Origin of the sequence: Chromobacterium fluminis (assembly GCF_011602385.1) — a bacterium.
In the GTDB taxonomy this organism is placed as follows: Bacteria; Pseudomonadota; Gammaproteobacteria; order Burkholderiales; family Chromobacteriaceae; genus Chromobacterium; species Chromobacterium fluminis.
Genome location: NZ_JAAOMA010000001.1, coordinates 232,677 through 257,080 on the forward strand (window position 1 = coordinate 232,677; position 24,404 = coordinate 257,080).

Annotated in this window: 23 protein-coding genes; 11 read left to right on the plus strand and 12 right to left on the minus strand. The window is 62.3% G+C overall.

From position 1 onward, the window contains the following. Nucleotides 1-4: 4 nt before the first annotated feature. Together HA052_RS01090 and HA052_RS01095 are read left to right on the plus strand one after the other, a co-directional pair. Complete coding sequence (locus tag HA052_RS01090) at nucleotides 5-3,151, plus strand: efflux RND transporter permease subunit (RefSeq protein WP_081544981.1); 3,147 nt, start codon at nucleotides 5-7, stop codon at nucleotides 3,149-3,151. Continuing rightward, a complete protein-coding gene (locus tag HA052_RS01095; RefSeq protein ID WP_081544982.1) occupies nucleotides 3,144-4,544 on the plus strand; it encodes an efflux transporter outer membrane subunit in 1,401 nt (466 codons plus the stop codon). Before HA052_RS01090 ends, HA052_RS01095 begins: the two co-directional genes overlap by 8 nt. Nucleotides 4,545-4,610: 66 nt before the next feature. Here the strand turns inward: HA052_RS01095 and HA052_RS01100 are convergent, their stop codons facing one another. The 11 genes from HA052_RS01100 to HA052_RS01150 all read right to left on the minus strand — a co-directional run bounded on the left by HA052_RS01100 (nucleotide 4,611) and on the right by HA052_RS01150 (nucleotide 12,824). Then, entirely contained in the window at nucleotides 4,611-4,847 is a 237-nt protein-coding gene (locus HA052_RS01100) for a tail fiber assembly protein (RefSeq protein ID WP_206118732.1), read from the minus strand. Nucleotides 4,848-4,849: 2 nt separating this feature from the next. Then, nucleotides 4,850-5,488: a hypothetical protein gene (locus HA052_RS01105; protein WP_166450454.1), complete on the minus strand. Its 639-nt coding sequence runs from the start codon at nucleotides 5,486-5,488 to the stop codon at nucleotides 4,850-4,852. Between the two features lie 254 nt (nucleotides 5,489-5,742). Beyond that, nucleotides 5,743-6,015, minus strand: coding sequence for a hypothetical protein (locus HA052_RS01110; RefSeq protein WP_206118733.1), 273 nt, complete (start codon nucleotides 6,013-6,015; stop codon nucleotides 5,743-5,745). Nucleotides 6,016-6,029: 14 nt separating this feature from the next. Next, a complete protein-coding gene (locus HA052_RS01115; protein WP_166450455.1) occupies nucleotides 6,030-6,830 on the minus strand; it encodes a hypothetical protein in 801 nt (266 codons plus the stop codon). A 194-nt stretch (nucleotides 6,831-7,024) separates the two neighbouring features. Then, nucleotides 7,025-7,711 carry a phage tail-collar fiber domain-containing protein gene (locus HA052_RS01120; protein ID WP_166450456.1) on the minus strand — a complete coding sequence of 229 codons (687 nt, stop codon included), beginning with the start codon at nucleotides 7,709-7,711 and terminating at the stop codon, nucleotides 7,025-7,027. After that, nucleotides 7,708-8,364 (minus strand): phage tail protein I, encoded by a 657-nt coding sequence (locus HA052_RS01125; protein ID WP_166450457.1) that lies wholly within the window; start codon nucleotides 8,362-8,364, stop codon nucleotides 7,708-7,710. The genes HA052_RS01120 and HA052_RS01125 overlap by 4 nt, the downstream gene beginning before the upstream one ends. Continuing rightward, on the minus strand, nucleotides 8,357-9,502 hold the full coding sequence (locus tag HA052_RS01130; RefSeq protein ID WP_166450458.1) for a baseplate assembly protein: 1,146 nt from the start codon (nucleotides 9,500-9,502) through the stop codon (nucleotides 8,357-8,359). The genes HA052_RS01125 and HA052_RS01130 overlap by 8 nt, the downstream gene beginning before the upstream one ends. A gap of 106 nt (nucleotides 9,503-9,608) precedes the next feature. Beyond that, nucleotides 9,609-10,196 carry a phage tail protein gene (locus HA052_RS01135; RefSeq protein WP_166450459.1) on the minus strand — a complete coding sequence of 196 codons (588 nt, stop codon included), beginning with the start codon at nucleotides 10,194-10,196 and terminating at the stop codon, nucleotides 9,609-9,611. Nucleotides 10,197-10,227: 31 nt separating this feature from the next. Then, nucleotides 10,228-11,784 carry a phage tail protein gene (locus tag HA052_RS01140; protein WP_166450460.1) on the minus strand — a complete coding sequence of 519 codons (1,557 nt, stop codon included), beginning with the start codon at nucleotides 11,782-11,784 and terminating at the stop codon, nucleotides 10,228-10,230. Nucleotides 11,785-11,814: 30 nt separating this feature from the next. Beyond that, nucleotides 11,815-12,444 (minus strand): phage tail protein I, encoded by a 630-nt coding sequence (locus tag HA052_RS01145; protein ID WP_166450461.1) that lies wholly within the window; start codon nucleotides 12,442-12,444, stop codon nucleotides 11,815-11,817. Continuing rightward, complete coding sequence (locus HA052_RS01150) at nucleotides 12,441-12,824, minus strand: GPW/gp25 family protein (RefSeq protein WP_166450462.1); 384 nt, start codon at nucleotides 12,822-12,824, stop codon at nucleotides 12,441-12,443. Before HA052_RS01150 ends, HA052_RS01145 begins: the two co-directional genes overlap by 4 nt. 386 nt (nucleotides 12,825-13,210) lie before the next feature. Here HA052_RS01150 and HA052_RS01155 point away from each other — a divergent pair, with 386 nt between their 5' ends. Then, on the plus strand, nucleotides 13,211-13,660 hold the full coding sequence (locus tag HA052_RS01155; RefSeq protein WP_166450463.1) for a hypothetical protein: 450 nt from the start codon (nucleotides 13,211-13,213) through the stop codon (nucleotides 13,658-13,660). A 499-nt stretch (nucleotides 13,661-14,159) separates the two neighbouring features. Here HA052_RS01155 and HA052_RS01160 read toward each other — a convergent pair whose 3' ends face one another. After that, nucleotides 14,160-14,972, minus strand: a complete 813-nt coding sequence (locus HA052_RS01160; RefSeq protein WP_166450464.1) for a DNA polymerase beta superfamily protein — start codon at nucleotides 14,970-14,972, stop codon at nucleotides 14,160-14,162. Nucleotides 14,973-15,187: 215 nt separating this feature from the next. Here HA052_RS01160 and HA052_RS01165 point away from each other — a divergent pair, with 215 nt between their 5' ends. The 8 genes from HA052_RS01165 to HA052_RS01200 all read left to right on the plus strand — a co-directional run bounded on the left by HA052_RS01165 (nucleotide 15,188) and on the right by HA052_RS01200 (nucleotide 24,387). After that, on the plus strand, nucleotides 15,188-17,170 hold the full coding sequence (locus tag HA052_RS01165) for a methyl-accepting chemotaxis protein (RefSeq protein ID WP_166450465.1): 1,983 nt from the start codon (nucleotides 15,188-15,190) through the stop codon (nucleotides 17,168-17,170). Nucleotides 17,171-17,318: 148 nt separating this feature from the next. Next, complete coding sequence (locus HA052_RS01170) at nucleotides 17,319-17,696, plus strand: DoxX family protein (RefSeq protein WP_081548624.1); 378 nt, start codon at nucleotides 17,319-17,321, stop codon at nucleotides 17,694-17,696. 165 nt (nucleotides 17,697-17,861) lie between these two features. Continuing rightward, on the plus strand, nucleotides 17,862-18,512 hold the full coding sequence (locus tag HA052_RS01175; protein ID WP_081548626.1) for an MBL fold metallo-hydrolase: 651 nt from the start codon (nucleotides 17,862-17,864) through the stop codon (nucleotides 18,510-18,512). Nucleotides 18,513-18,518: 6 nt separating this feature from the next. Further along, nucleotides 18,519-18,851: an MGMT family protein gene (locus HA052_RS01180; RefSeq protein ID WP_166450466.1), complete on the plus strand. Its 333-nt coding sequence runs from the start codon at nucleotides 18,519-18,521 to the stop codon at nucleotides 18,849-18,851. A 198-nt stretch (nucleotides 18,852-19,049) separates the two neighbouring features. Continuing rightward, nucleotides 19,050-19,802, plus strand: a complete 753-nt coding sequence (locus HA052_RS01185) for an outer membrane protein OmpK (RefSeq protein WP_081548629.1) — start codon at nucleotides 19,050-19,052, stop codon at nucleotides 19,800-19,802. 238 nt (nucleotides 19,803-20,040) lie between these two features. Continuing rightward, nucleotides 20,041-22,062: an NADPH-dependent 2,4-dienoyl-CoA reductase gene (locus HA052_RS01190; RefSeq protein ID WP_166450467.1), complete on the plus strand. Its 2,022-nt coding sequence runs from the start codon at nucleotides 20,041-20,043 to the stop codon at nucleotides 22,060-22,062. A 245-nt stretch (nucleotides 22,063-22,307) separates the two neighbouring features. After that, nucleotides 22,308-23,042, plus strand: coding sequence for a GntR family transcriptional regulator (locus tag HA052_RS01195; RefSeq protein ID WP_196783821.1), 735 nt, complete (start codon nucleotides 22,308-22,310; stop codon nucleotides 23,040-23,042). Between the two features lie 76 nt (nucleotides 23,043-23,118). Then, nucleotides 23,119-24,387, plus strand: a complete 1,269-nt coding sequence (locus HA052_RS01200; RefSeq protein WP_166450468.1) for an MFS transporter — start codon at nucleotides 23,119-23,121, stop codon at nucleotides 24,385-24,387. The last annotated feature ends 17 nt before the right edge of the window (nucleotides 24,388-24,404 follow it).

A 24,404-nucleotide genomic window follows, 5' to 3' on the forward strand; every position in this document is an offset into this window, starting at 1 on the left:
ATCCATGTTTTCCGCCTTTTTCATCAGGCGGCCCATCTTCGCCAGTGTGATCTCCATCGTGATCACCCTGGCCGGCTTGGCCGCCCTCAAGGCATTGCCCATCGAGCAGTACCCGGAAATCGTGCCGCCGATGATCTCGGTGAGCGCGAGCTACCCGGGTGCCTCCGCCGAGGTGATCGCCAACACCGTCGCGTCGCCGTTGGAACAGGCGATCAACGGCGTGGACGACATGCTCTACGTGCAGTCCACCAGTTCCTCCAGCGGCAAGCTGTCGTTGAGCGTGACCTTCAAGATCGGCACCGACGCCGACCAGGCCACCATCAACGTCAACAACCGCGTGCAGTCGGTGTTGTCGCAACTGCCGGAAGAAGTACGCCGGCAGGGCGTCAACGTGACCAAGAAGTCGTCCGCCTTCCTGCAGGTGATTTCGCTGTTCTCCCCGGACAAGACCTACGACACCCTATTCATCAGCAACTATGCGCTGTTGAACGTGGTGGACGAGCTCAAGCGTGTGCCTGGCGTGGGCGACGTGATCAACTTCGCCGGCCAGGACTACTCGATGCGCGTCTGGCTCAAGCCTGATCGCCTGGCTCAGCTCAAGCTGACGCCCAGCGACGTGGCCGCCGCCATCCGCGAGCAGAACGCGCAGTTCGCCGCCGGCAAGGTGGGCGCGGAGCCGGTCAAGGGCAAGCAAGATTTCACCTACACCGTGACCACCCAGGGCCGCCTGTCCGAGCCGGAAGAGTTCGAGAACATCATCCTGCGCTCCAACTCGGACGGTTCCGCCGTGCGCCTGAAAGACGTGGCGCGCGTGGAATTGGGCGCCTTGTCCTATGACTTCACCGGCACCCACAACGGCCGCCCCACCATACCGATCGGCATCTTCCTGGCGCCGGGTGCCAACCAGTTAGCCACCGCGCAAGCCGTGGAACAGACGATGCAGAAGCTGGCTGTGGGCTTCCCCAAAGGTCTGAACTACGCCATCCCCTACGACACCACCAAGTTCGTGGAAGTGTCGATCAAGGAGGTGTACTCCACGCTGGCCGAAGCCATGGTGCTGGTATTCCTGGTGGTGTTCCTGTTCCTGCAGAACTGGCGCGCAACCTTGATTCCCTGCCTGGCGGTGCCCGTCTCCATCATCGGCACCTTCGCCGGCATGTACGCCTTCGGCTTCACCATCAACACCCTGACGCTGTTCGGCCTTGTACTGGCCATCGGCATCGTGGTGGACGACGCCATCGTGGTGCTGGAAAACGTCGAACGCCTGATGACGCAGGAAAAACTGTCGCCGCTGCAAGCCAGCTTCAAGGCAATGGATGAAGTATCCGGCGCGCTGGTGGCCATCGTTCTGGTGCTGTGCTCGGTATTCATCCCGGTAGCCTTCCTCGGCGGCATCGCAGGCCAGATGTACAAGCAGTTCGCCATCACCATCGCGGTGTCGGTGTCGATTTCCGGCCTGGTGGCCCTGACCCTGACCCCGGCGCTGTGCGCGCTGCTGTTGAAAGAAGGCCATCAGCATCCGGCCCGCTTCTTCGTCTGGTTCAACAACTGGTTCGACCGCCTGACCCTGGGTTATTCCCGCGGCGTGGTGTTCCTGATCAAGCGCAGCGCGGTGGGCATCCTGCTGTTCGCCGGACTGATCGCCATCTGCGTCGGCCTGTTCCGCATCATCCCGTCCAGCCTGGCGCCGGACGAAGACCAGGGCTACATCATCGCCGCCGCCTTCCTCCCGGATGGCGCGTCGATGCAGCGCACCTCGGCCACCATGACCAAGCTGGACGCGATGACCAGCAAGAACCCGGCGGTCCAGGACGTGATGAGCTTCGCCGGCTTCGACATCCTCACCGGCGGCAACAAGACCAACGCCGGCGTGTCCTTCATTACCCTGAAGCCGTGGGATGAGCGCAAGGCGCCCAACCTGTCGTCGCAGGCGGTGGTGGGCGACACCTTCGCCAAGGGCATGATGGGCATCACCGACGGCATCGTGCTGGCCTTCAACCCGCCGCCGATCTCCGGCATGTCCAACACCGGCGGTTTCGAGGCCTATGTGCAAAGCCGCGGCGGCGCCAGCTCCGTGGAGCTGGGCGAGGTCACCAAGAAACTGGTGGCCGCCGCCGCCAAACGTCCGGAACTGAAGGGGGTGCAAACCACCTTCTCCGCCAGCGTGCCGCAGATCTACGTCAAGCTGGACCGGGCCAAGGCCAAGTCCCTGGGCGTGCCGGTCAACACCGTGTTCGACACCATGCAGAGCACCTTCGGCGCACTGTACGTCAACGACTTCAACAAGTTCGGCCGCACCTTCCGCGTGCAGCTGCAATCGGAAGCGGATTTCCGCACCCGGGTTGAAGACCTGCGCAACATCTATGTGCGTTCGCAGGACGGCAATATGATCCCGCTGACGGCGCTGGTCACCATCAAGCACACCACCGGTCCGGAAAGCTTGGAGCGCTTCAACATCTTCCCGGCGGCCAAGCTGGTGGGCGGCCCCGCGCCCGGCTTTAGCTCCGGCGAGGCGCTAAACGTGCTGGAGGCCGTGGCCAAGGAAACCCTGCCGGACGGTTACACCCTGGCTTGGACCGGCTCCGCCTTCCAGGAGAAATCCACCAGCGGCTCGTCCACCGTGGTATTCGGCTTCGGCATGATCATGGTGTTCCTGATCCTGGCGGCGCAGTATGAACGCTGGAGCCTGCCGATCAGCGTGCTGATGGCGGTACCCTTCGCCATGTTTGGCGCGCTGATGGCCAACTGGATGCGCGGACTCGCCAACGACGTCTACTTCCAAGTGGCGCTGGTGACGCTGATCGGCCTGTCGGCCAAGAACGCGATCCTGATCGTGGAGTTCGCCGTCCAGCAAATGGAAGAAGAAGGACTGAGCGTGGTCGAAGCCGCCATCGCCGCCGCCAAGCTGCGTTTCCGTCCTATCGTGATGACTTCGCTGGCCTTCGTGCTGGGTTGTATGCCGCTGGCCATCTCCAGCGGCGCCGGCTCCGCCAGCCGCCATTCTATCGGCACCGGCGTGGTGGGCGGCATGTTGGCGGCCACCTTCATCGCCACCTTCTTCATCCCGATGTTCTTCATGCTCATCATGAAGTTCAGCAAACCGAAACAGCCTCAGCCCGCGGCTGAGGCAGGAGACAAGGCCGATGCTTAAACGCGCCCTGATTCCCTCATTGGTGGCGCTGGCGCTGACCGCTTGCGCGGTCGGCCCCGACTACAGCCGCCCCAAACTGGAGCTGCCGGACAGCGCCCAGACCCAGAACCCGGCCATCGCCATGGACTGGTGGACGCAGTTCAACGATCCGGTGCTGGACCAGCTGATCGCAGAGGCCCTGGAACATAACCAGGACCTGGCCGTCGCCGCCGCCCGCGTCGACGAAGCCGCGGCCCAGGCCGGCATCGCCCGCGCCCAGTTGCTGCCGGCGCTGAACGCCAACGCCGGCTATCAGCGCGGCCGCGCCTCCACCGCGACAAGCACGCCGGGCGCGCCGCTGGTCAGCGATGTGCGCAACGCCAACCTGACCGCGTCTTGGGAACTGGACCTGTGGGGCAAGCTGCGCCGCGGCAACGAGGCGGCGCGCGCCGACTTCGCCGCCAGCCGCTTCGCCCGCGACAGTTCGAAGCTGGCGATCGCCGCGCAAACCGCGCAGACCTATTTCCAGCTGCGCGCCTACGACGCCCAACTGGACATCGCCAAGCGCACGCTGCAAAGCCGCGAGGAATCGCTCAAGCTGCAAACCAAGCGCTTCAAGGGCGGTTTGATCTCTGAGCTGGACCAGCAACAGGCCGAGGCCGAAGCGGCGTCCGCCCGCGCCAAGGTGCCGCAGATCGCCAGCGCGCTGGCGCAGACCGAAAGCGCGCTGGGCGTGCTGCTCGGCCACTCGCCCAAGCAACTGGTGGCCGGCGGCATCCAGCGCGGCCAAAGCCTGGACACGCTGTCCGCGCCGCCGGAAGTGCCGGCGGGCCTGTCCTCCAGCTTGCTGGAGCGTCGGCCGGACATCGCCGCCAGCGAGCAGCAGCTGATCGCGGCCAACGCCCGCATCGGCGTGGCGCGCGCGGCCTACTTCCCCAGCATCAGCCTGAGCGGAGCGCTGGGTTCGCAAAGCCTGTCGCTGGACACCCTGTTCACCGGCCCGACGCGAACCTGGAGCTTCGTCGGCAACCTGGCGGCGCCGGTATTCAACTTCGGGCAGACCGGCTACGCGGTGGATGCGGCCAACGCGCGGCAGAAACAGGCGCTGGGGCAGTACCAGAAGACGGTGCAGAGCGCGTTCAAAGACGCGTTGGACGCGCTGTCCGGCTACGGCGCGGCGCGCGACATCCAGGCGGCGCAGACCACGCAGTTCCAGGCCTTGAACAAATCGCTGCGCCTGGCCAAGCTGCGTTACGACAACGGTTACGCCAGCTATCTGGATGTGCTGGACGCGCAGCGCAACAGCTTCCAGGCGGAACTGGGCCTGGTCAGCGCCAAGCTGGATCAACTCAACGCGGTGGTGGGCCTGTACAAGGCGCTGGGCGGCGGCTGGGAAACGCCGGCCAAGTCTTGATCCGCAACGTCAAAAGACAAACCCCGCCTTGGCGGGGTTTTTTATTAACTATCTGTCTTGCTAGGCTCAGGCCGGCCGCGCCGGCCAAGTAACACGCTGGATATCCGTAATAGTTCCCGGTAGATCTCTCAACTTTTGACGATATGCTTGCCATGCAGCCTTTTGCTCGGAGCTCAGTGCGGCATCCTGCATTTGCGTCCAATCACTCTCTCGCAACAGCATAGTGCGCCGCATACGCAAATCCATCAATAGACCCTGTTCAATATGCTGAATTACAACTTGATCCAATTGAGTCTGTTCCATTTTCATACCCCTCGCAGATAACCGTTAACGACCATAGCCCCAGACACTCCATGAAGAGCATCCAGCTTTATTACATATTGGGGATTAGGGTGGTCATACACGACATTTCCCATCTCTTGGCTAAACACTTCAATGATCGCAGGCACGGAAGTCGTCACATTATAATGGCGAGCCCCCAACAACCAGACCACGGCCTTCATGCCATACGCAGTAATTCCGAAATCGGCAACAGGAGGCAATTTTTCGAATAACCCAGCTTTATAAGAGTATGCCTGAGGATACAATAGAGGAGGAACGCCGCCCCACTCACCATTGACGCCACACAGGTGTAGAAACATCGCCCCATTAAATTTTTCGTATTTATCACTATCTTCATGAGTATAGCGCGCGATAAAGATATCCATTGCCTTGCGGCTTGGCAGACTGATTACAACTGGATACCAGTGATCTGCCGCCCCTCCCACTGCAATCGTCTGAGTTGCAATACTTGCGAACTCTTGCCTCGCACCATTTCTCCAGTCTTCCATTTGCTGAATTTTGACATCAACACGCCGATCAATATCGACAATCTTACCGTTCACCGTACCGGTCAGCGCGTTCGACGCTTTTACCAGTTCTGCAATATTGCTTTCCAAGCTCATCATGCTCTCCAATGTTTCATCACAGAGTCGATTGAATTAAATTCAACCATGTGTTCGTTCATCGCCCCTCCGGCGTGAACGGCTTCAGCGCTGACATAGAGACATTTTGTCACTTACGAAAAGACACGGCTTGTAAGTTACTTTAGCAAAAAAGGCGAAAACCGCGCACCATAATACGGAGACGCGGTTTATTCTGATTTAAACCAAGCCATTGACTCAACCCGGCATGCCACATGCGGCACGCCGCCTTAATCTCACGGCTTGATTTTTTCCAACTCAGCACTAGTAGCAGAGCTTTGATTACTCCAAGCCCGGCAGGCGTCGATGAAGACACTCATCTTCTTACGCTCATCTTCCGAGCCGGTCCGCAACACATTCAACTGCACATGCATGGGATAATAACGATGAATATAAGCCGCGCAAGCATCACGCGCCCATACCACCGCTGGCCGCTCCAACCCTTTATCCGTCACGATCAAGCCAATATCATCCTGCACATCGGAATAAGATTTCATGTCTGTACTCATATCACACTCCTGATTTAACGGTTACTGCTATTGATATTGGCAAATACACCACCTAGGCCGCTGATCGTGCTATTGCCAATCACATCTATGACCGGATCGAAAATATTATAGAGTTGCGGCAAACGAAGCTCGGGATTCCATACCCCCGGAATAATTTGTGGCAATGCCAGATAAAGCTGATCACCTACTTGAGCATTGGACAAAGCAATATCGACATGGGTATAAGCCCCAGCGTGAGCTGATAGAAAATGATGAGTAACCTGATTCCAAACTCCTTTTTTACTGTTATCCATCCAGTTCCAGTCTCCTTGACCAATCACCTTGTGATACAACGCCACACTGGTAAAAGCCCCCATCTTGACGTGCTGATAGGGAACAAAAAAAACATAGGGACCGAAGCCATCGCTAACTTTCTTCACAGTCAAGTGCAGGATATTAAAATTGGCGGAAAAATGCCGGTCATCGCTCTTCATATACTGCAATAACTCGCGAACGATGGGCGGGCGGGATGCCGGCTCTTCTCCCGGGGTCACAGGAATCAAGGCGGCATCGAACTTGCCCCAAAAATCCCCGCCAGCATGTACACCCAAAGCCAGCGGCAATTTTTTGTCACCCTCACCGCCCACAGCCGTCATCTTGGCGTTGAAGTTCACGGCGATGGCCGGATGCTCATTCCAATGGCTGGTTTTCCAATTACTCAGCTCGGTAATTTTCTGGCCGACTTTCTGATCGATTTCACCGATCTTTCCATGGACGGCATCGGTCAAACCATTGGCCGACTTCACCAACTCGGCGATATTGCTCTCCAAACTCATAACACTCTCCTTAAGGTCTTACCGCGATACATGGCCTTGACGGCCATTCAAAACAAGACGTCCCCAGGCCTCAGCCTAAAAACGGAAACACATAGAAATGGGGAAGTACCGGAAGCGGTGCGGGAAATACAGGAATCACTGCGGGGACAGCCATGTCGGCCAGGGGAAATGGGGCTGCGCCGCAGCCCCGGCGCTCAAGCGCCCAGACGTTGTTTGACGAACAAATGCTGCATGCTGACGATGGCCGCGGCATTGGCGGTGGCCAGCTCCAGACCGGAGCGTTTATCGGCGGCATGCTCCTGTTCCAACGCTTGGCTGCGGTTTTGCAAGGTGGCCACTTGCGGCTCCAGCGCCTGCAAACGCCCTTCCTGCGCGCGAATGCGCTCATCCCGCCCCAAGCCGCGGTTGGCTTCGCCTATCTGGGCCGCCGCCAGTTCCGCCAGTTCACTGGCCAGGCTCAGATTGAGACCGGCGCCGCTGGACTGAATGGTGACGCTGTCCGGCGGCAACGCGTTCAAGGCCAGGTCATAGGCCAGCAGCAGTTGGACGTCGGCGGCCTTATAGGCCAGCGCCGCCTTGAGATCGGACCAGACCGCGAGCAAGGTGCCGTCAGCCAGGATGAAGCCAATCTCGCGCACCCAGAACGCCTTGTCGTCGTCGGCGATGGCAGTCAAATGGATCTGGGTATTGCCCAGCCGCTCTCCGCCCGCCACCGGGTAACGCGCTTTTTCACTGCGCAATTTGGTCTGGTCCTGTGCCGGCGCGTAAGCGCCGTCGCCCAGCGCGATATGGGTGATCTGCGCAGACACGCCGTCATTGCCGGCGCGCCAGATCGAGGCCAGGCCGGCCGCGGTGATAAGAGGTGCTAAAGGGGTGCTCACAACGATGCCTCCATGGTGACGTGAACCACGCTATAAATATGCGCGACGGATGAAAGGGCCAGCGGCTGCAACGGCGCCAGCCGCATCGGCGCGGCCTCGGCGCTGCGGCGGATCAGCGCGCGCGCCTGAACTGCCGAAGCGAGGCCCAAGCGGCCGTTGAAACGCGCGCCCAGCTTGAAGCGGTAGGTGCTGCGCGCCGGCTTGGCCAGTTCCACCATGCGTCGCAAGCGGCGGTAGAGATCGGGGTTCAGCAGCGCCTGGCCGGGCAGCAAATTGTCGTTAGCCCAGGCGGTCAGCTCGAAGGTGTAGGGCGCGGCCGGCGGCTGACGCTGCCACCACTCCTCCAGTTCCACCGTCACGCCAAGGATGCGGAACACTTCGCGCAGCGCCCAGGGCGTGCCCTTGTGGCGGTGCAGCTCTATGCTCTGCTTGATCAGATCTCGGCGTTGCTGTTCGCTCTGGGTCAGCAGCCAACCTTCGTCGCCGTCGATATGGAATTGCTCAGCCAACAGGGGCAGCAGCTCCGGCTTGGCCGCGTCCACTAGATAAACCAACAGACCACCCGGTTCGATGTCGCCCAGCCGTTCGCTCAGCCGGGCCAGCGGACCGAAACGCGCGTCGCGCGCCAGCAGATTGGGGGTCACATCAGCCATCCTGGCCTCCCGTCATTTCCAGCTGGATGTCGGTACAGTGCGACCAGCCCTGCGGCGGCACCACTTGGGTGGTGGCAGGCTCCAGCAGGGTCACCTGGTAAACGCCGGGCACCGATAGGGTAGCGATCAGCTGCGACGGCACGATGTCGCGGCCCAGCCGCTCCGCCTGCGCCTGGACGAAGGCACCGACAGCGGCCTGCGCCTGCTGCTGCACGGTTTTGGGATCGACATCGCGATACGGCGTCAGCCGCGCGCGTACCCGGTAGCCGTAATCCTCCGGCGCCAGCACCTCCACCAGATCCGTCAGCGGCCGCACCCGGTCTGCGCTGCAAGCAGTGGCCACCACGCTAAGCAGGCTGTCCGGCGGCATGCCGGTCTTGGTCAGCGGGTACAAGCGCACCACGCCGGGCGGCACCTGGTTGGCGCTTTTCAATTCGCCGTTCTGCTGTTGCAGACTGGCGCTGATCACCGCCACATCGGCGATGTCCTGATGCGCGCGCAAGGCGTGGTGGCGATAGGAGGCGGCGCTGCCGGCCACGCTGAAGGATTCCGGCGCCAGTCGGATACGCGCGCGCAAGCGTTCGTCGTCCTCGGCGTCGGCGCCGCCGGCGCTGGTATCGATATTGACCACGCTGGCGTCCACCTCCAGCTCATCCACCAAAGTGTTGATCTGGCCCGGTACGAAGCCGTTGCCCGCGGCCCCCGCCTCCGTCGCGCTGACAGGCAGGTCGATACTGCTGCTGCCGGCCGGCGCGATCTGGCTGGCCAGGGTCTGGAACTGCACGCCGCCGCCGGCCACCAGGGTCTGCGCCGGAATCACCTGCGCCAGCGCCAGCGGCTGGGCGAAAGCAATGCGCACCGTACAGCGCGCGTGCTGGGCCGGCAGCCGGCTGACGCCGACCAGCTCGCCCAGATAGTCCAGCATCGGCGCGCGGGCGAAGGCCACCAGGTTTTGGCGGCCGGCGTCGTTGAAGGCGGCTCGAACCACGCTTTCGCGATAGGCGATCAGGTCGATCAGCAAACGCTCCACCTGGCCGGGATAGAGCGTCTTGCCGCTCATTTTCTGGTAGGCGTCAATCAGCTCGGCGGTGACGAGATGCGGGTCGTCATCGATGAACTTGGGCAAGTCTGGGGTCATGGGAGAACGTCCTTGAATGGAGCGCGGCGGCCAGGCGCGGCCGTCGCGGGGCGCAGAAGAGGAAGCGGATGACGACATGATCCGCCATCATGCCGCCGGCCGGCTTTTAAAGCCGTTTGGAAAAGAACTTGAACAGACCGCCGGCGCGGCCGGCTTCGGCCTCCGGCGCATCTGCGGCGAAGTCGTCGGCAGCCAGTAACCGCAGTTGGGACACCGCCTCGTCGGCCGCCGTGCGCGCCGCCGTCTCGTCCGCGGCTTGACGCACTGCTTCCTTGCCCTTCAGCCGCGCGTCGCGGATCGCGTACAGCGCCTGTTCGCAGGCCGTCGTCTTGGCCAGGATGCTGTCCGCCGCCTGCTGGCCGTCCCAGCCCTTGGCCTCGGCCCAGGAACGCACCGCCGGCGGCGCCTCGCCCTTATAGCCGGCGTCCTTGAACGCCTGCGCCTCGGCGGCGGCGCGCTGGTATTCGGCCAGGCGCAGCTCGCTGCCCAAAGCCTCATTGCGCGCGACATCAGTGGCGATATCGATATCTCGCAGTAGTTGTTCTTGTAACTCCCCTAGCACAAACTGCGGCTCCGGTTGATTACCTTGCTGCAACCAGAGTTCATATTCATCCCACCAGCGGTGCCCTTTAGGAATATACGCCCCATCGACAACTCGAATCACTCCATCCGGCTGCTTGGTTAAACGATACATGGCATTCACCTTCACTCCCCCTATAGATTCATTAAATCTCAGCATCCGCCACCCAGTGACATGCAACCCAAGTAATACTTGAGCCAGTAGGGGGAATCATATTTACAAACTTGGTAGAACTGCTCTTAGCTGCGGGAGTCACGCCATTTCCATTACTCGTAGCCATTCTATCAACCGCACCCAAACCATCGTAAATCACAATAGCCGGCTCAATCCGTTTCTCTACCATAAACGGAATGGTCATATTAATTTGCTTATCACCAGAAGTGCCGACATTCAAATGAAACATCTTGCTGAAAATAGCCGGTGCGAAAGCAGATTCAGCGCCATAGTTTTTAGCGGGAAAATCATTTAGCGGATAGCTTTTCTCAAAATACCGCTGACACAAAGTCAATTCCTCGCCAAAGCTGCGATACTCGAACGGCGTCGCCACTGGGCTCTCCTCCAACTGCACCTGAGCAATATCGAAAATGCCGGTTTGCGCGCCGGTAATCGCATTCAAGGCCGGGTAGGCATCGCTGTACGACACCCCAAGAAAAACAGCCAGAGAAGCCTCGTTCCCCGGTTCGCGCCCCTGTAGGCTGGGCGAGGAGAAAGAGAAGACAAAGCGTTGCCAGCGGCTGGTCAGCTCCACCGGAACCGCCTCCAGCGCTCTGATCTTGTCGGATGCGGCTGGCGGTCGTTTCAGCCACTGTTCAACATAGGCCACCATCTTGCGCGGCTGATCCGCCTTGGCCCAGAAACTCAGCGTCATCCGCTTGCCGGTGAAACGCCGCAGGTTTTCCACCGGCTGGCATACCTGGCAGTACTCGTTGACCTTGCTGGCCGGCGGCTTGCTCAGCGTCAGACGCATGAAGCTCGTCGTCGCCCCCAAGGCCTCGGTCTCGGCGATACTGGCCGCCATTCGCGACAAGGTCGCGCCGCCAAGCGGGCCGCCACCCAAATCCAGAAGCCAACGGTCCACCGAGCCATAACCGCCCACAGTCTGACTGGCGCCGCGCTGCCACACGTCGAACCCCCCATTGATCAGCACATTGCGGCGGTAGGCCTGGGCCGGAAAGGTTTGCAGAGGATGGAAATCGCGCGGCTTGGCATCCCGCTTCGCCAGTTCCTCTGCAATGCGCTGATCCACCGCAGAACGCGTCGCCAATACCACGCTGGGATCCACCAGCAGCGTCACCGCAGCGGTGTTGGATACTTCCAGAATCATCCGCACATAAAGCTGCTTGTTGGAACCTGCCGCCAACAGCGGCTTGTAGCTCTCCGGGAATTTGCCAATGGCGATCAGATCGCCGCGACTATCGAACAGACCCACCTCGCGGATGTAAAAGCCGCCCACCGTATCCGGCAGCACCGCTTCCGCCACCACCCAGTTGGGATTATTCGGGTCCACCGCCAAGTGGTTGAGCGCGCCGCGCCAGGTTTCATGCTTGAGCGCGGTCTGGCTCTCGCTGGGCGTGTAATACCCGCCGTTGTCGCCGTCGCCCACCGCCATCTGGCTGATCTGCAGCGGCGTGCCGTTGGCTTGCGCCGCCGCCAGCTTGGCCTTGCCGCTGGCGGTGAGAAGCGTGAAAAACTCATTGGCCATCGATTGCTCCTGGGAAGGGTTCTAGGGATCTCATGCTGCGGGATAAAGCGTGACCATCTCGACGCTGGCGTGCGCCAGCGCCACGTTCAAACTGGCGCGCTGTTGCAGTGATTCGGGCTGGAACGGGTAGACCGTGGCCAGTTCGCCCACCTGAGTGGCCAGCGCCAACATCGGCACAGCGCTGCGGTTGCTCAACACCAATGCCAGCCGTTCCAGCACCGAGCGGGCGTTCTTGTATTCGTTGATCATCGCCTCCAACGCCGTCAGCGTGGCGGCGTCGATGCCGCGCGCGGCCAGATCGATACGGATCTTGAAGTGATAAGGTTTTCCGGCATATTCGAACCATTCGCTGATCTGACCGGACAGCGCCAGCGTGGCCAGCACCTGCTGCAAAGACCAGCGCGTGCCCTTGCTGCGGTGAAGATGAATGGATTGCTTGATCAGTTCGCGCTGCTGGCGTTCGCCCTGGCTCAGCCGCCAGCCCTCGTCGCCGGCGACGTGGAACTGCTCGGCCAACGCCGGCAGCCAGCCAGCGTCCACCTGATCCACCAGATAGACCAGCAGGGAGCTCAGATCGGCGTCGCCCAAACGGGTGGTGAGCTGTGCCAGGTGGCCGAAACGCTCGTCGTTGGCCAGGATATTGGGCGTCGCCCCGCTCATAGCCGCAGCTCCGTTTCACGGATCACGCCGTCGGCCAGCCGCCACTGCACGGTGAGCCGCGCGTCGCCGTTGCCGCCTACGCTGTAGAGCACCCGCGCCACGGCGACGCGCGGCTCGCCGTACAAGGGGTGGCTAATCGCCTCCACCGCCTCGCGCACCACATGCGGCCGGGCGCGGTCCACCGGGTAGTCCAGGTAAAGGAACAAATCGCTGCCAAACTCCGGCCGCAGCGGATCGCTGCCCTTGGGCGTGCCCAGGATGATGCGCAAGGCCTGATGGATGTCGTCGAGGTTCTCAACGATGTCAGCGGGGGATGCCTGATCGCGGGCCTGCAAGGCCGGCTGCCAGTGCAAGGAGGAGATGTCGGATATGCGGGTCATGGGCCTATGATGCCGCAGGGCCCGCCGCGGGGCTTTTAAAGCCGGTTAGGGAAACGGTTGAATTACAAGGAGAATTTCGCGTACGGCGCCGCATGCGGCGCAAGCCTTGCCACCATGCCTTGACCCTCCGCACCCGGTCGGCAACAATCCCCCCGTTGCCGCCCACATGCGGCACACGGGATTGGCGTCCCGTTGCTATGAAATTCTGCGTACTTGTTACGCAGGCAGCACATCCACAGCCATGCCAACTTGGCAGGCGTGTGGTGGGAGAGTGCTATGCACTCGCCGGTTTCATAGCTCGGTACGCCAATCCTGCCACGCGCCTGCCTAATACCTCAGCCTTCCCCGGCAGGTGGTTTATCTTGTGTCACAGCAGGAGAAACACCATGCAACATCCTCAAAACCTTCCCCGTCGTCGTCGCTACAAACTGCACTCGCTGGAGCAGCAGGAAGCCTTGCTCCCCTTCGTCCGTTTCTGCCCCGGCCGCACCTACCGGCATTACTGGCAAATGCCCACGCCCAGCAAGGATCACCCCTCCAATGTCACCTACGGCCGCGAATGCGCTGCCCATCTGCTGCAATGGATGAAGGACAATCGCGAATACGTCGGCAAAGGCCTGCTCAGCCGCGTGGCGCGCGACATCGATTTTGACGACCGCGACGGACGCGGCCAGTGGATGGGTTTCTTCAACTATCTGGAAATCATGATGCTGTTGGGCGCGGATCGGGTCCGGGTTTACCGCCATGTCGATAGCCAACATCAGCTCTATCTGGCGCTGGGACAAAGGCTCAAGCTGGAAGCGCGTTTCCGTCGCATCCGCCTGCGCAAGCGCTGACCTAAGCTGGTGGGTATCGCTACGCTCCACCCACCCTACGGCGGGTGGTTTGTAGGGAGGGAGGAGCCGAGAGGCGATACCCACCAAGCCCCGCCGCCAAGGTCCAAGCATTGGTTCCATCGTGTTTCCGCGTGGGTATCGCTGCGCTCCACCCACCCTACGGCGGACGGTCTTGTAGGGTGGGTGGAGCCGTAGGCGATACCCACCAAACCCCGCCACCAAGGCCCAAGAATCGATCCCATCACGTTTCCGCGTGGGCATCGTCGCTCCATCCACCCTGCGTCATAAGGCTTGTCGGGCGGGTGGCGCCGTAAGAACCTGTTCAAAGTCTGCTGCGCTTCGGCGATACGGCGATACGGCGTTAAAAACAAGCTCAAAATGCTCATGTACCACTTGTACATTCCGCTTTTTCGCTCGTTTTCGCCTTGTCTCGCTCTTGCTCGCGAGACTTAGAACAGGTTCTCAGACACAGGCCACTGAAACCAAGGCCCCCGCCTGTTCAAACGCCGCAGGCCAGGCGTACTTGCTCCAGCAATGCGTCCGCCCGCGCCCAGTCGCTGTAGCGGCTCGGCCGCGCCGCGGCTTCGTAGGCCCTCATTTCCCGCTCAATGTAATCGTGCAGGCCCGGCGTGGCCGGCCCGTATTCGGGCGCGCCGCCGGCGGACTTCAAGGCCAACAGGCCGGCCAATTCGTCACGCAGCCGGGCATCGTCCAAAGTCTGGTCGGCCAGTTCTCCCAGCAGCAGCGGCGGCATGCTGCGCCAGCGCAGCAGCCATTGCGCCGCCAGCAAGGGCCGCAGCACGTATAGGTATTTTTTCAGCCTCAGTTGCTGTTCGCGCTTGCGGCCGCGATAGTTCTTGCGCGCCACGGACAGATAATGCCAATAGGCCGCCTCTCCGGCGAAGTGCTCCGGTCCCAGATCCCGCAAGACCCGGCAGGCCGCCGAGTGCTGGCGGTAGACCTGCGGCGAGGCCAGCCACTCCAGCAGCGCGGCGTTGCCGCCCAGGCTCAGCCGCAGCGCCTTGCGCAGCTCCCAGCCGCTGATGTCCAGCCCGTCGGCCAGCGGCAGTTCGATCACGTCGCGCCGGTCGCCGGTCTCGTACCACGCTTCCGGATGCAGGTAGACGAAGCGCACATCGTAATCGCTGTCCGGCGCGGCGTAGCCCCAGCAGCGGCTGCCGCCTTCGGCCGCGTAAAGGATGCGCACGCCGTGCTGCGCCTCCACTTGTTCCAGCCGCGCCAGCGCTAGCCGCCGCGCGGCCTCCGCCGGACGCTCCGCGCGTTCCGGGCGGGCGTGTGCTTCCGTCGACACTCTTCAACTCTCCCTGTATCGTCGCGGCGCGCCAGGATGTGGCCCGCCGATTGCAAAATTTCCCTTTACCCCGTTTAAGCTATTTAATACAAAGGCGGCATGCCGTTGGAAACCGACGTCGCCGGCAGGCCCACACCATAATAACCGGGCCCGGAACCGGCGTCCGCTCGCAACGGCTTTTGGGGAAAAACACATATGAAACGATGGGGACAACCATGATCACCACCATCAAGGGCAAGATTCTGGCCAGTTCCGGCCTGCTGATCCTGTTCGGTTTTTGCGTGTTGGCCGGCGTCAATATCTACGCCAGTTATCAGAGCGCGGAGAAGGCGGTACTGGACAACGCCAAGCTGCTGGCCGAAAGCGAGGCCGGCCAGGTGCAGCGCTTGCTGGGCAAGACTTACGATTCGGCTCAGGTCGTGGCCGAATCCGCAGTGGCGGTCAAACACAATCTGCCGCCCAACGCCCGCCAACTGGTATCCGACATCGTTAAGGGCCAATTGCCCAATAACCCGGACGCTGTCGGCTACTGGGCCATCTGGGAGCCCAACGCGCTAGACGGCCGCGATGCGGAGCTGGCCGGCAAGGAGCACAACGACAAAACCGGCCGCAGCGGCGTCTACTGGTATCGCAAAAGCGGCAAGATCGACGTGGTGTGGGGCGGCGAGGGGGTGGACGACAGCGCCTATTACACCGAGCCGCGCAAGACCGGCAAGCCGATGTTGACCGAGCCTTATGTGGACCCCGACATCAAGATCCTGATGGGTACCATTTCCTTTCCCCTTCTGGTCAACGGCAAGGTGCTGGGCGTGGCCGGTTGCGATATCGCGCTGGGTCATTTGCAGGAGCTGGCCGCCAAGGTCAAGCCTTACCAGAGCGGCTTCATGAGCTTGTATTCCAACAGCGGCGTTCAACTGGCCGGCCGCGATCCGGCGTTGAACGGCAAGGCGGACGCCGGCCTGCCGGCGGCGGCCAAGACGGCGATCAAGGGCGGCCAGCCGGCGGAGTACGACAGCGACGACGGCTTCCGCCACTTCATCATGCCCATCACCGTGGGCGAGGCCGGCATGCCGTGGGCGGTGCGCATTTCCATCCCATTGAGCGAGGCGTTCGCCCCAGTACGCGCCGCCAGCTGGCAGTCGGCCTTGATCAGTCTGGGCATTCTAGCTCTGATCCTGCTGCTGCTAGGCGCCACGCTCAGCCAGTTGCTGCGCCCGCTGGGCCGGCTGCAATCGGCAATGAGCGAGCTGGCCTCCGGCAGCGGCGATCTGACCCGCGCGCTGCCCATCGCCAGCCGCGACGAGATCGGCCTGGCCGCCGGCGCCTTCAATACTTTCACCGGCTCGCTGCGCGCGATGATGCTGGACGTGCGCCGCCACGCCGGCGATGTGTTGGGTTCGGTGCGTCAGCTGTCCGGCGATGTGGATCAGATTCGCGGCAGCTCCGCGCGGCAGTCCGAGGCGGCCAACGCCACCGCCGCCAGCGTGGAGCAGTTGTCGGTCAGCGTCAGCCACATCGCGGAATCGGCTCGCGTGGCGGAACAGCGCGCGCGCGAGGCGGACACGCTGTCCAGCGAGGCTTCGGCCAATGTCGACGCCACGGTGCGCGAGATCGGCCGCATTTCGCAGACGGTGCGCGAGCTGGCCGAGGTACTGGGCGGCATGCAGCAACGCTCGGACCAGATCAGCGGCATCGTGTCGGTGATCCGCGACATCGCCGACCAAACCAATCTATTGGCCTTGAACGCGGCGATCGAGGCCGCGCGCGCCGGCGAGATGGGCCGCGGCTTCGCCGTGGTGGCCGATGAAGTGCGCAAGCTGGCCGAGCGCACTTCCCAGGCCACGCTGGAAATCTCCGGCGTGATCCAGACCATGCAGCAGGACACCGCCAAGGCCTCCGACAGCATGGACGGCGCGCTGCGCCAAGTGGACCAGGGGGTAAAGCTGGCCGAGGAATCAGCGCAATCGATCCAGCAGATCAGCGGCCACGCCCAACAAGTGGTGGAATCCGTGGGCGACATCGCCGCTTCCACTTCCGAGCAATCCAGCGCCAGCCAGGAGATCGCCCGCCATATCGAAAACATCCACGGCATGTTGCTGCAAACCGACGAATCCATCAGCCAGGCGCAACAGGCCACCACCTTGCTCGCGCGCTTGGGCGAGGAACTAGATTCGCTGATCGGAAAATTCAAGCTGTAGCCGCGGCTTGGTCGGATTTTTTGATCGACTCTTGCGGTTTTTTGCGCTTTTTTCGCGCCGAGCCTATCCGTATAGTCCGCTCATGGCCGGCCGCCCTCCGCGGCCGGCGTCATCAATCAAGGCCGGCGCGCCGGCAGGAGAACGCAAGATGGATAAATGGATCACATTGCTTGCCCGCGTGCTGCTGGCGCAGGTTTTCTTTCTGGCCGGCATCGGCAAGCTAGGCGCCGGCTACGCCGCCACTCAGGGATATATGGCCGCAATGGGCGTGCCCGGCTTTTTGCTGCCGCTGGTGATCGCTTTGGAAATCGGCGGCGGCTTGGCCTTGGCGCTGGGCGTGAAAGCGCGCTGGGTAGCACTGCTGCTGGCGGGTTTCTCCGTCGCCTCGGCGCTGCTCTTCCACTGGGAGCCGGGCAATAGCCAGCAAATGATCCAGCTGACCAAGAACCTGGCCATGGCGGGCGGCTTGCTGATGGTGTTCGCCCACGGCGCGGGCAAACTGTCCTGGGACGGCCGCAAGGACTGAGAGCCTGCTCAAAATGTGCCGCGCGTCGGCGGGAGAGTGAGGCAAGGGCGTTGAACAGGCTCTGAGGCGGCTTGGACTCTGCACCGGCCCGGGCCGCGACGGCCCGCCCTCCTCTTGCGCGCCGACTCGTGCCACAATGCCGCATTGCATTGAATCGAGCGCGCCATGTCCTTGCACTTCCACGTGATTCCAGTCACGCCGTTTGCCCAGAACTGTTCCATCCTGTGGTGCGACGCCAGCGGGCGCGCCGCGGTGGTGGACGCCGGCGGCGATATCGAGCGCATTGCCGAGTGGATCTCCCGCCAGAACCTGACGGTGGAAAAACTGCTGCTGACCCACGGCCACATCGACCACGCCGGCGGCGCCGCGCGGCTGGCGGAACAACTGGGCGTCAAGATAGAAGGCCCGCAACGCGCGGAAAGCTTCTGGCTGGACCAGTTGCCCCAGCAAGGCCATATGTTCGGCTTTCCGCGCAGCGAGGCGCTGACGCCGGATCGCTGGCTGGAGGAAGGCGACACCGTCAGCGTGGGCGAGGAAACGCTGAACGTGATCCACTGCCCCGGCCACACGCCGGGCCACGTGGTGTTCCACAGCGCCGGCGCGCGGCTGCTGATCGCCGGCGACGTGCTGTTCCAAGGTTCGATCGGTCGTACCGACTTTCCAATGGGCAATCACCAGCAGTTGATCGACGCCATCCAGCAAAAGCTGTTCCTGTTGCCGGACGACACCACCGTGGTGCCGGGCCATGGCCCCTTGACCACCATAGGCGAGGAAAAGCGCAGCAACCCCTACGTCGCCAACCCTCGCTACCGCTGAACCCCGATGCCGCCCGACTTTGAACGCAAGGTGATCGCGCTGCTGCTGGCGCTGCCGCCGGGCCGGGTCACCACCTACGGCGCCTTGGCGGAACAGGCCGGCTACCCTCGCCATTCCCGCCATGTCGGCCGCTTGCTCAGCCACCTGCCGGACGGCGTCAGCGTGCCCTGGTTTCGGGTACTGGGCTCCGGCGGGCGCATCTCGCGGCCCGGCAGCGAGCAGGCTGACTGGCAGCGCTTGCTGCTGGAGGAGGACGGAGTGGAATTGAGCGCGGCCGGCAAGGTGGATTTACGGCGCTACGGTTGGCCGGACACGCATTTTTGTAGCAAAAAACTGTAGTTCCACAACATTTAATGTTTCATGCGAAATATCTACAGCCAAAAATACATCGCATTCACATAAAATGACAAAAATGCGACAAGCACATTGTAAATACTTTGCAAACGAATATTTCTGAGCTAGTCTGCGCCCGCGCCGACAGGTCTGTCCGCGCGCACTACACGCTACACGCTACACGCACAATATTCTGGTGAAACAATGAAAACTCGCAATCTGCTGCTGGCCCTGGCTCTGGTGGGCGGCTGTACCGTGGCGCAAGCCGGTGATTACTCTTTCGGCAATGTCAGCGCAAACTGGCTGGATTGGTCTAACCGCACCACCGAGCAATCGGGCAAGCGCGATTTCGGCTATCTCGAAGCCGAAGGCGGCATGGGTGGCAACTGGGGCGAACTGTACGGCTTCTTCGACCTGGAAAACCCGGGCAAAGGCAACAACGGCACCGGCACCAAGGACCGTCGCTACACCACCAAGGTGGTTGCCCGCTACAACATGACCCAGATCGGCAATGTTCCGGTTCAACTGTACGGCCACGTTTACGACACCCGCGGCAACGAGTTCTTCACCCAAAACCGCGTTCTGGGCTTGGGCACCAGCCTGAGCTTCGGCAACCTGACCATCAAGCCGTTCATCGGCGTGCACAACGAACTGGACTCCTTCGGCATCGGTTCCGGCTACAACGGTTACATGGCCGGCTACGTCATGATGTACCCGTTCCAAGCCTTCGGCCAAGACTTGATGATTACTCAATGGCATGAGACCGAGCTGAACCGTCAGGACAAGTTCACCAATCCGTACATCCGCAAAACCGGTCAGAACGGCGCGCTGGCATTGTGGTGGACCCCGGTCAAAGCGATCACCACCGGCATCCAATACCGTTACGCTGATCAGAAACTGGGTTCCAAGGCTTACCAGAACGCTGTGATCTACTCGATCAAGTACAACTTCAAGTAAGCGTTACCGCTACTTGCAAGCAACGCCGCCCGGTTTGTCCCGGCGGCGTTTTCATTTGGCGCTTCCCCTATATACCCTCAACTGTCCATCGCGTCGATTGACACCTTACTTACTAGTAAGTATCTTCAACGCCAACACTGGCAAGTCCAAGCAATCAAACACTTGCCCGCCGCGCTGGCGTCGGACGGCGGCCGCGGCCACAATGATCTGCGCGAGAAATCTACACGAGGACGAAAACATGACGGCATACCCGCACCTGCTGGCTCCGCTGGACCTGGGCTTCACCACGCTGAAAAACCGCGTGCTGATGGGCTCGATGCACACCGGCCTGGAAGAAGCCCCGCAAGGCTTTGAGAAAATGGCGGCCTTTTACGCGGAGCGCGCCCGCGGCGGCGTGGGTCTGATCGTTACCGGCGGCGTCGGCCCAAATCCGGAAGGCTGTGTCGCCGAGGGCGCCTCGATGCTGGCCGACGAAGCCGAGGTCCCTCACCACAAGCTGGTTACCGACGCGGTGCACGCCGCCGGCGGCAAGATCGCGCTGCAAATCCTGCACTCCGGCCGCTACAGCTTCCAGGAAAAATGCGTGTCCGCCTCGCCGCTGATCGCACCGATCAACTTCTACAAGCCGCGCGAGCTGTCCGACGCCGACGTCTGGCAAACCATCGCCGACTTCGCCCGCTGCGCGCGGCTGGCGCAGCAGGCCGGTTACGACGGCGTGGAAGTAATGGGCTCGGAAGGCTATCTGATCAACCAGTTCATCGCCCGCGCCACCAATAAGCGCGACGACGACTGGGGCGGAAGCTTTGAAAACCGCATCCGCTTCGCCATTGAAACCGTGAAAGCGGTGCGCGCCGCGGTGGGCAGCGATTTCATCATCATCTACCGGCTGTCCATGCTGGACCTGGTGCAGGACGGCAGCTCCTGGGACGAGGTGGCGCAATTGGCCGGCAAGATCGAAAAGGCCGGCGCCACGCTGATCAACACCGGCATCGGCTGGCACGAGGCGCGGGTGCCCACCATCGCCACCATGGTGCCGCGCGGCGGCTTCGCCTGGGTCACCAAGAAGCTGATGGGCAAGGTGAAGATTCCACTGATCACCACCAACCGCATCAACACGCCGGAAGTGGCCGAGGAGATCCTGGCCGGCGGCTGTGCCGATATGGTGTCGATGGCGCGCCCCTTCCTGGCGGACCCGGACTTCGTCAACAAGGCCGCCGCCGGCCGCGGCGACGAAATCAACACCTGTATCGGCTGCAACCAAGCCTGTCTGGACCACATCTTCCAGGGCAAGCTGACCAGCTGCCTGGTCAATCCGCGCGCCTGCCGCGAAACCGAGCTGAACTACGAGAAAACCCCTCAGGCCAAAAAACTGGCGGTCGTCGGCGCCGGTCCGGCCGGCCTGGCCTTCGCCACCGTGGCGGCGGAGCGCGGCCATCAAGTGACGCTGTTCGACGCCGCGGCGGAAATCGGCGGCCAGTTCAATGTGGCCAAGCGCATCCCCGGCAAGGAAGAGTTCTACGAAACCCTGCGTTACTTCAAGCGCAAGCTGGAGCAGACCGGGGTGGAACAGCGGCTGAACACCCGCGTGGCGGCGGCGGATCTCGCCGGTTTTGACGAGGTGGTGCTGGCCACAGGCATCGCCCCGCGCACGCCGGAGATTCCCGGCGTGAACCACCCCAAAGTGCTCAACTACCTGGACGTGCTCAAGCACGGCAAACCGGTGGGCAAGCGCGTCGCCATCATCGGCGCCGGCGGCATCGGCTTCGACACCGCGGAATTCCTGACCCACGAGGGCAAGTCCAGCTCGCTGGACACCGCCGCCTTCATGCGCGAATGGGGCGTGGACATGGCGGTGGAGCATCCGGGCGGCCTCAGCCCTCAAGGACCGCAGCCGCACCCCAGCCCGCGCGAGGTGTACCTGTTGCAGCGCAAAACCAGCAAGGTGGGCGAAGGGCTGGGCAAGACCACCGGCTGGATTCACCGCGCTAGCCTGCAGATGAAGCGGGTGCGCATGCTGTCCGGCGTCAACTACGACAAAATAGACGACGCCGGCTTGCACATCACGGTCAAAGGCGAAGCCCAACTGCTGCCGGTGGACAATGTGATCATCTGCGCCGGCCAGGATCCGCTGCGCGAACTGCAGGCGCCCTTGCAGGCCGCCGGCAAAAGCGTGCACCTGATAGGCGGCGCCGACGTGGCGGCAGAACTGGACGCCAAACGGGCGATTGATCAAGGCTCGCGCCTCGCCGCCAGCATCTGATTTCCACCCGCCCTCTCGCCGGCCGGCCATGCCGTAAAGACATGACCGCCGGACTGTCGTAAACAGGCCCTCAGGCCCGGCACCGCCGGGTCTGTTTGCCGTCCCCGCCGCTCCCGCCCGCGCTTTTCCGCGCAAAACACCGTCCTTTAGTACAGATTTGCCCTGATAAAACGTTTTAGCTCTTGTTTGGCGTTCATTAATTTGTCATCGTTGCGGCCATCAAATTAATTCATATATATGACCATATGACCGACATGCGTCAGGCGGACCTTCGCCTGCCCCTGTACCAGCAAGTGCGCGACGCTTTGGCGCGCGACATCGCCAACCGGGTGTGGAAACCCGGCGAGGCCATCCCCACCGAAGCGGAGCTGGTGGGACGCTTCCACACCTCCATCGGCACCATCCGCAAAGCGGTGGATCAATTGGTGGCCGACGAGATGGTGGAACGCCGCCAAGGCAAAGGCACCTTCATCAAGCCGGCCAACTTCCAATCCTCGCTGCTGCGCTTTTTCCGCTTTCACGACGCGGCGGGCAATTACCGCATCCCTGAAGCAAAGATCCTGCACCGCGAGCAACTGACGCCGCCGCCGGCCATCGCCGACAGCCTGCAACTTTCGCCTGGCGGGCAAGCCATCCACCTGACCCGCTTGCGCTATCTGGACCGCGAGCCCTTGCTGGCCGAATCGATATGGCTGCCGGCAACGCGATTCCAGGCCCTGCTGGCCATCCCCTTGCCCAGCTTCGGCGATCTGCTGTACCCGCTGTACGAGGATTGCTGCCACCAGGTAGTGGCCTCCGCGCGCGAAACCCTGACCGCGGAAGCCATCGCCCCGCCTCATGCCGAACTGCTTCAACTCGCTCCCGGCACCCCGGCCATCGTGCTGGAACGCCTGGCCAAGGCTTACGACGGCAGCCCGCTGGAATGGCGCAGCGTGCGCGGCCGCGCCGACAAATTCCGCTACCAGGCGGACATCCGCTGATTCCGCGCCGCCCGCGCCATGGCAGCGGCGCGAGGCGGCGCATCGACAACAAGCAAGAACCATAAAGGGCAGCATCATGTTGCATTGGTATAAGCAGGTCTCGCCGGGTGAACGCAAAACCTTCTGGGGCTGTTTCGGCGGCTGGGCGCTGGACGCGCTGGACGTGCAAATGTTCAGCCTGGCCATTCCGGCACTGATCGCCGCCTTCAGCCTGAGCAAGGCTGAAGCCGGGATGATAGGCAGCGTGACCCTGGTGGCGTCGGCGCTGGGCGGCTGGATCATGGGCGCGGTGTCGGACCGCGTCGGCCGGGTGCTGGCGCTGCAAATCACCATTATCTGGTTCTCGCTGTTTACCCTGCTGTCCGGCTTCGCCCAAAGCTACGAACAATTGCTGGTGTTCAAGGCGCTGCAGGGCTTCGGCTTCGGCGGCGAGTGGGCCGCCGGCGCGGTCTTGATGGCGGAGATCATTCGGCCGGAACACCGCGGCAAGGCGATGGCCTCGGTGCAAAGTGCCTGGGCGGTGGGCTGGGGCGCTTCGGTGCTGCTGTACTCGACGATCTTCCTGCTGTTCCCGGCGGAGATCGCCTGGCGCGTGATGTTCGGCATCGGCATCCTGCCGGCCTTCTTCATCATCTATATCCGCCGCCACATCCCGGAGCCGCCGCGCCGCGAACGCCAGGCCGCGCCCACGGTGCCCTTGCTGGATATTTTCAAACCCGACGTGCTGCGCATGACCCTGATCGGCTCTTTGATCGGCGTCGGCGCACACGGCGGCTACGCCGCGCTGATGACCTGGCTGCCGATGTTCCTCAAGACCGAGCGCCACCTGTCCATTCTCGGCACCAGCGGCTATCTGGCGGTGATCATCGTCGCCTTCTGGTGCGGCTGCATGGCCAGCGCCTACCTGCTGGACCGCATCGGCCGCCGCCTCAACCTGCTGCTGTTCTCCGTCTGTTGCGTGGCCACGGTGCTGATCTACGTGTTCGCGCCGCTGAGCAATCCGCTGATGCTGTTCCTGGGCTTTCCGCTGGGCTTCTTCGCCGCCGGCATTCCCTCCAGCCTGGGCGCGCTGTTCAACGAGCTCTACCCCAGCGGCATGCGCGGCGCCGGCGTGGGCTTTTGCTACAACTTCGGCCGCATCCTGTCCGCCGGCTTTCCCTTGCTGGTCGGTTACCTGAGCGACGACTGGACCCTGGGCGCCTCCATCGGCGTCAGCGCCGCGATAGCTTATTCCATCGTCGCGCTGGCCGTGTTCTGCCTGCCGGAAACCAAGGGCAAGCCGCTGAACGACGCGCAGCCGGACCCGCGCGGGCCGGAACCCCGCAACGCCCGCGCTTCGGCCTGAACGGCAGACGCGCCATT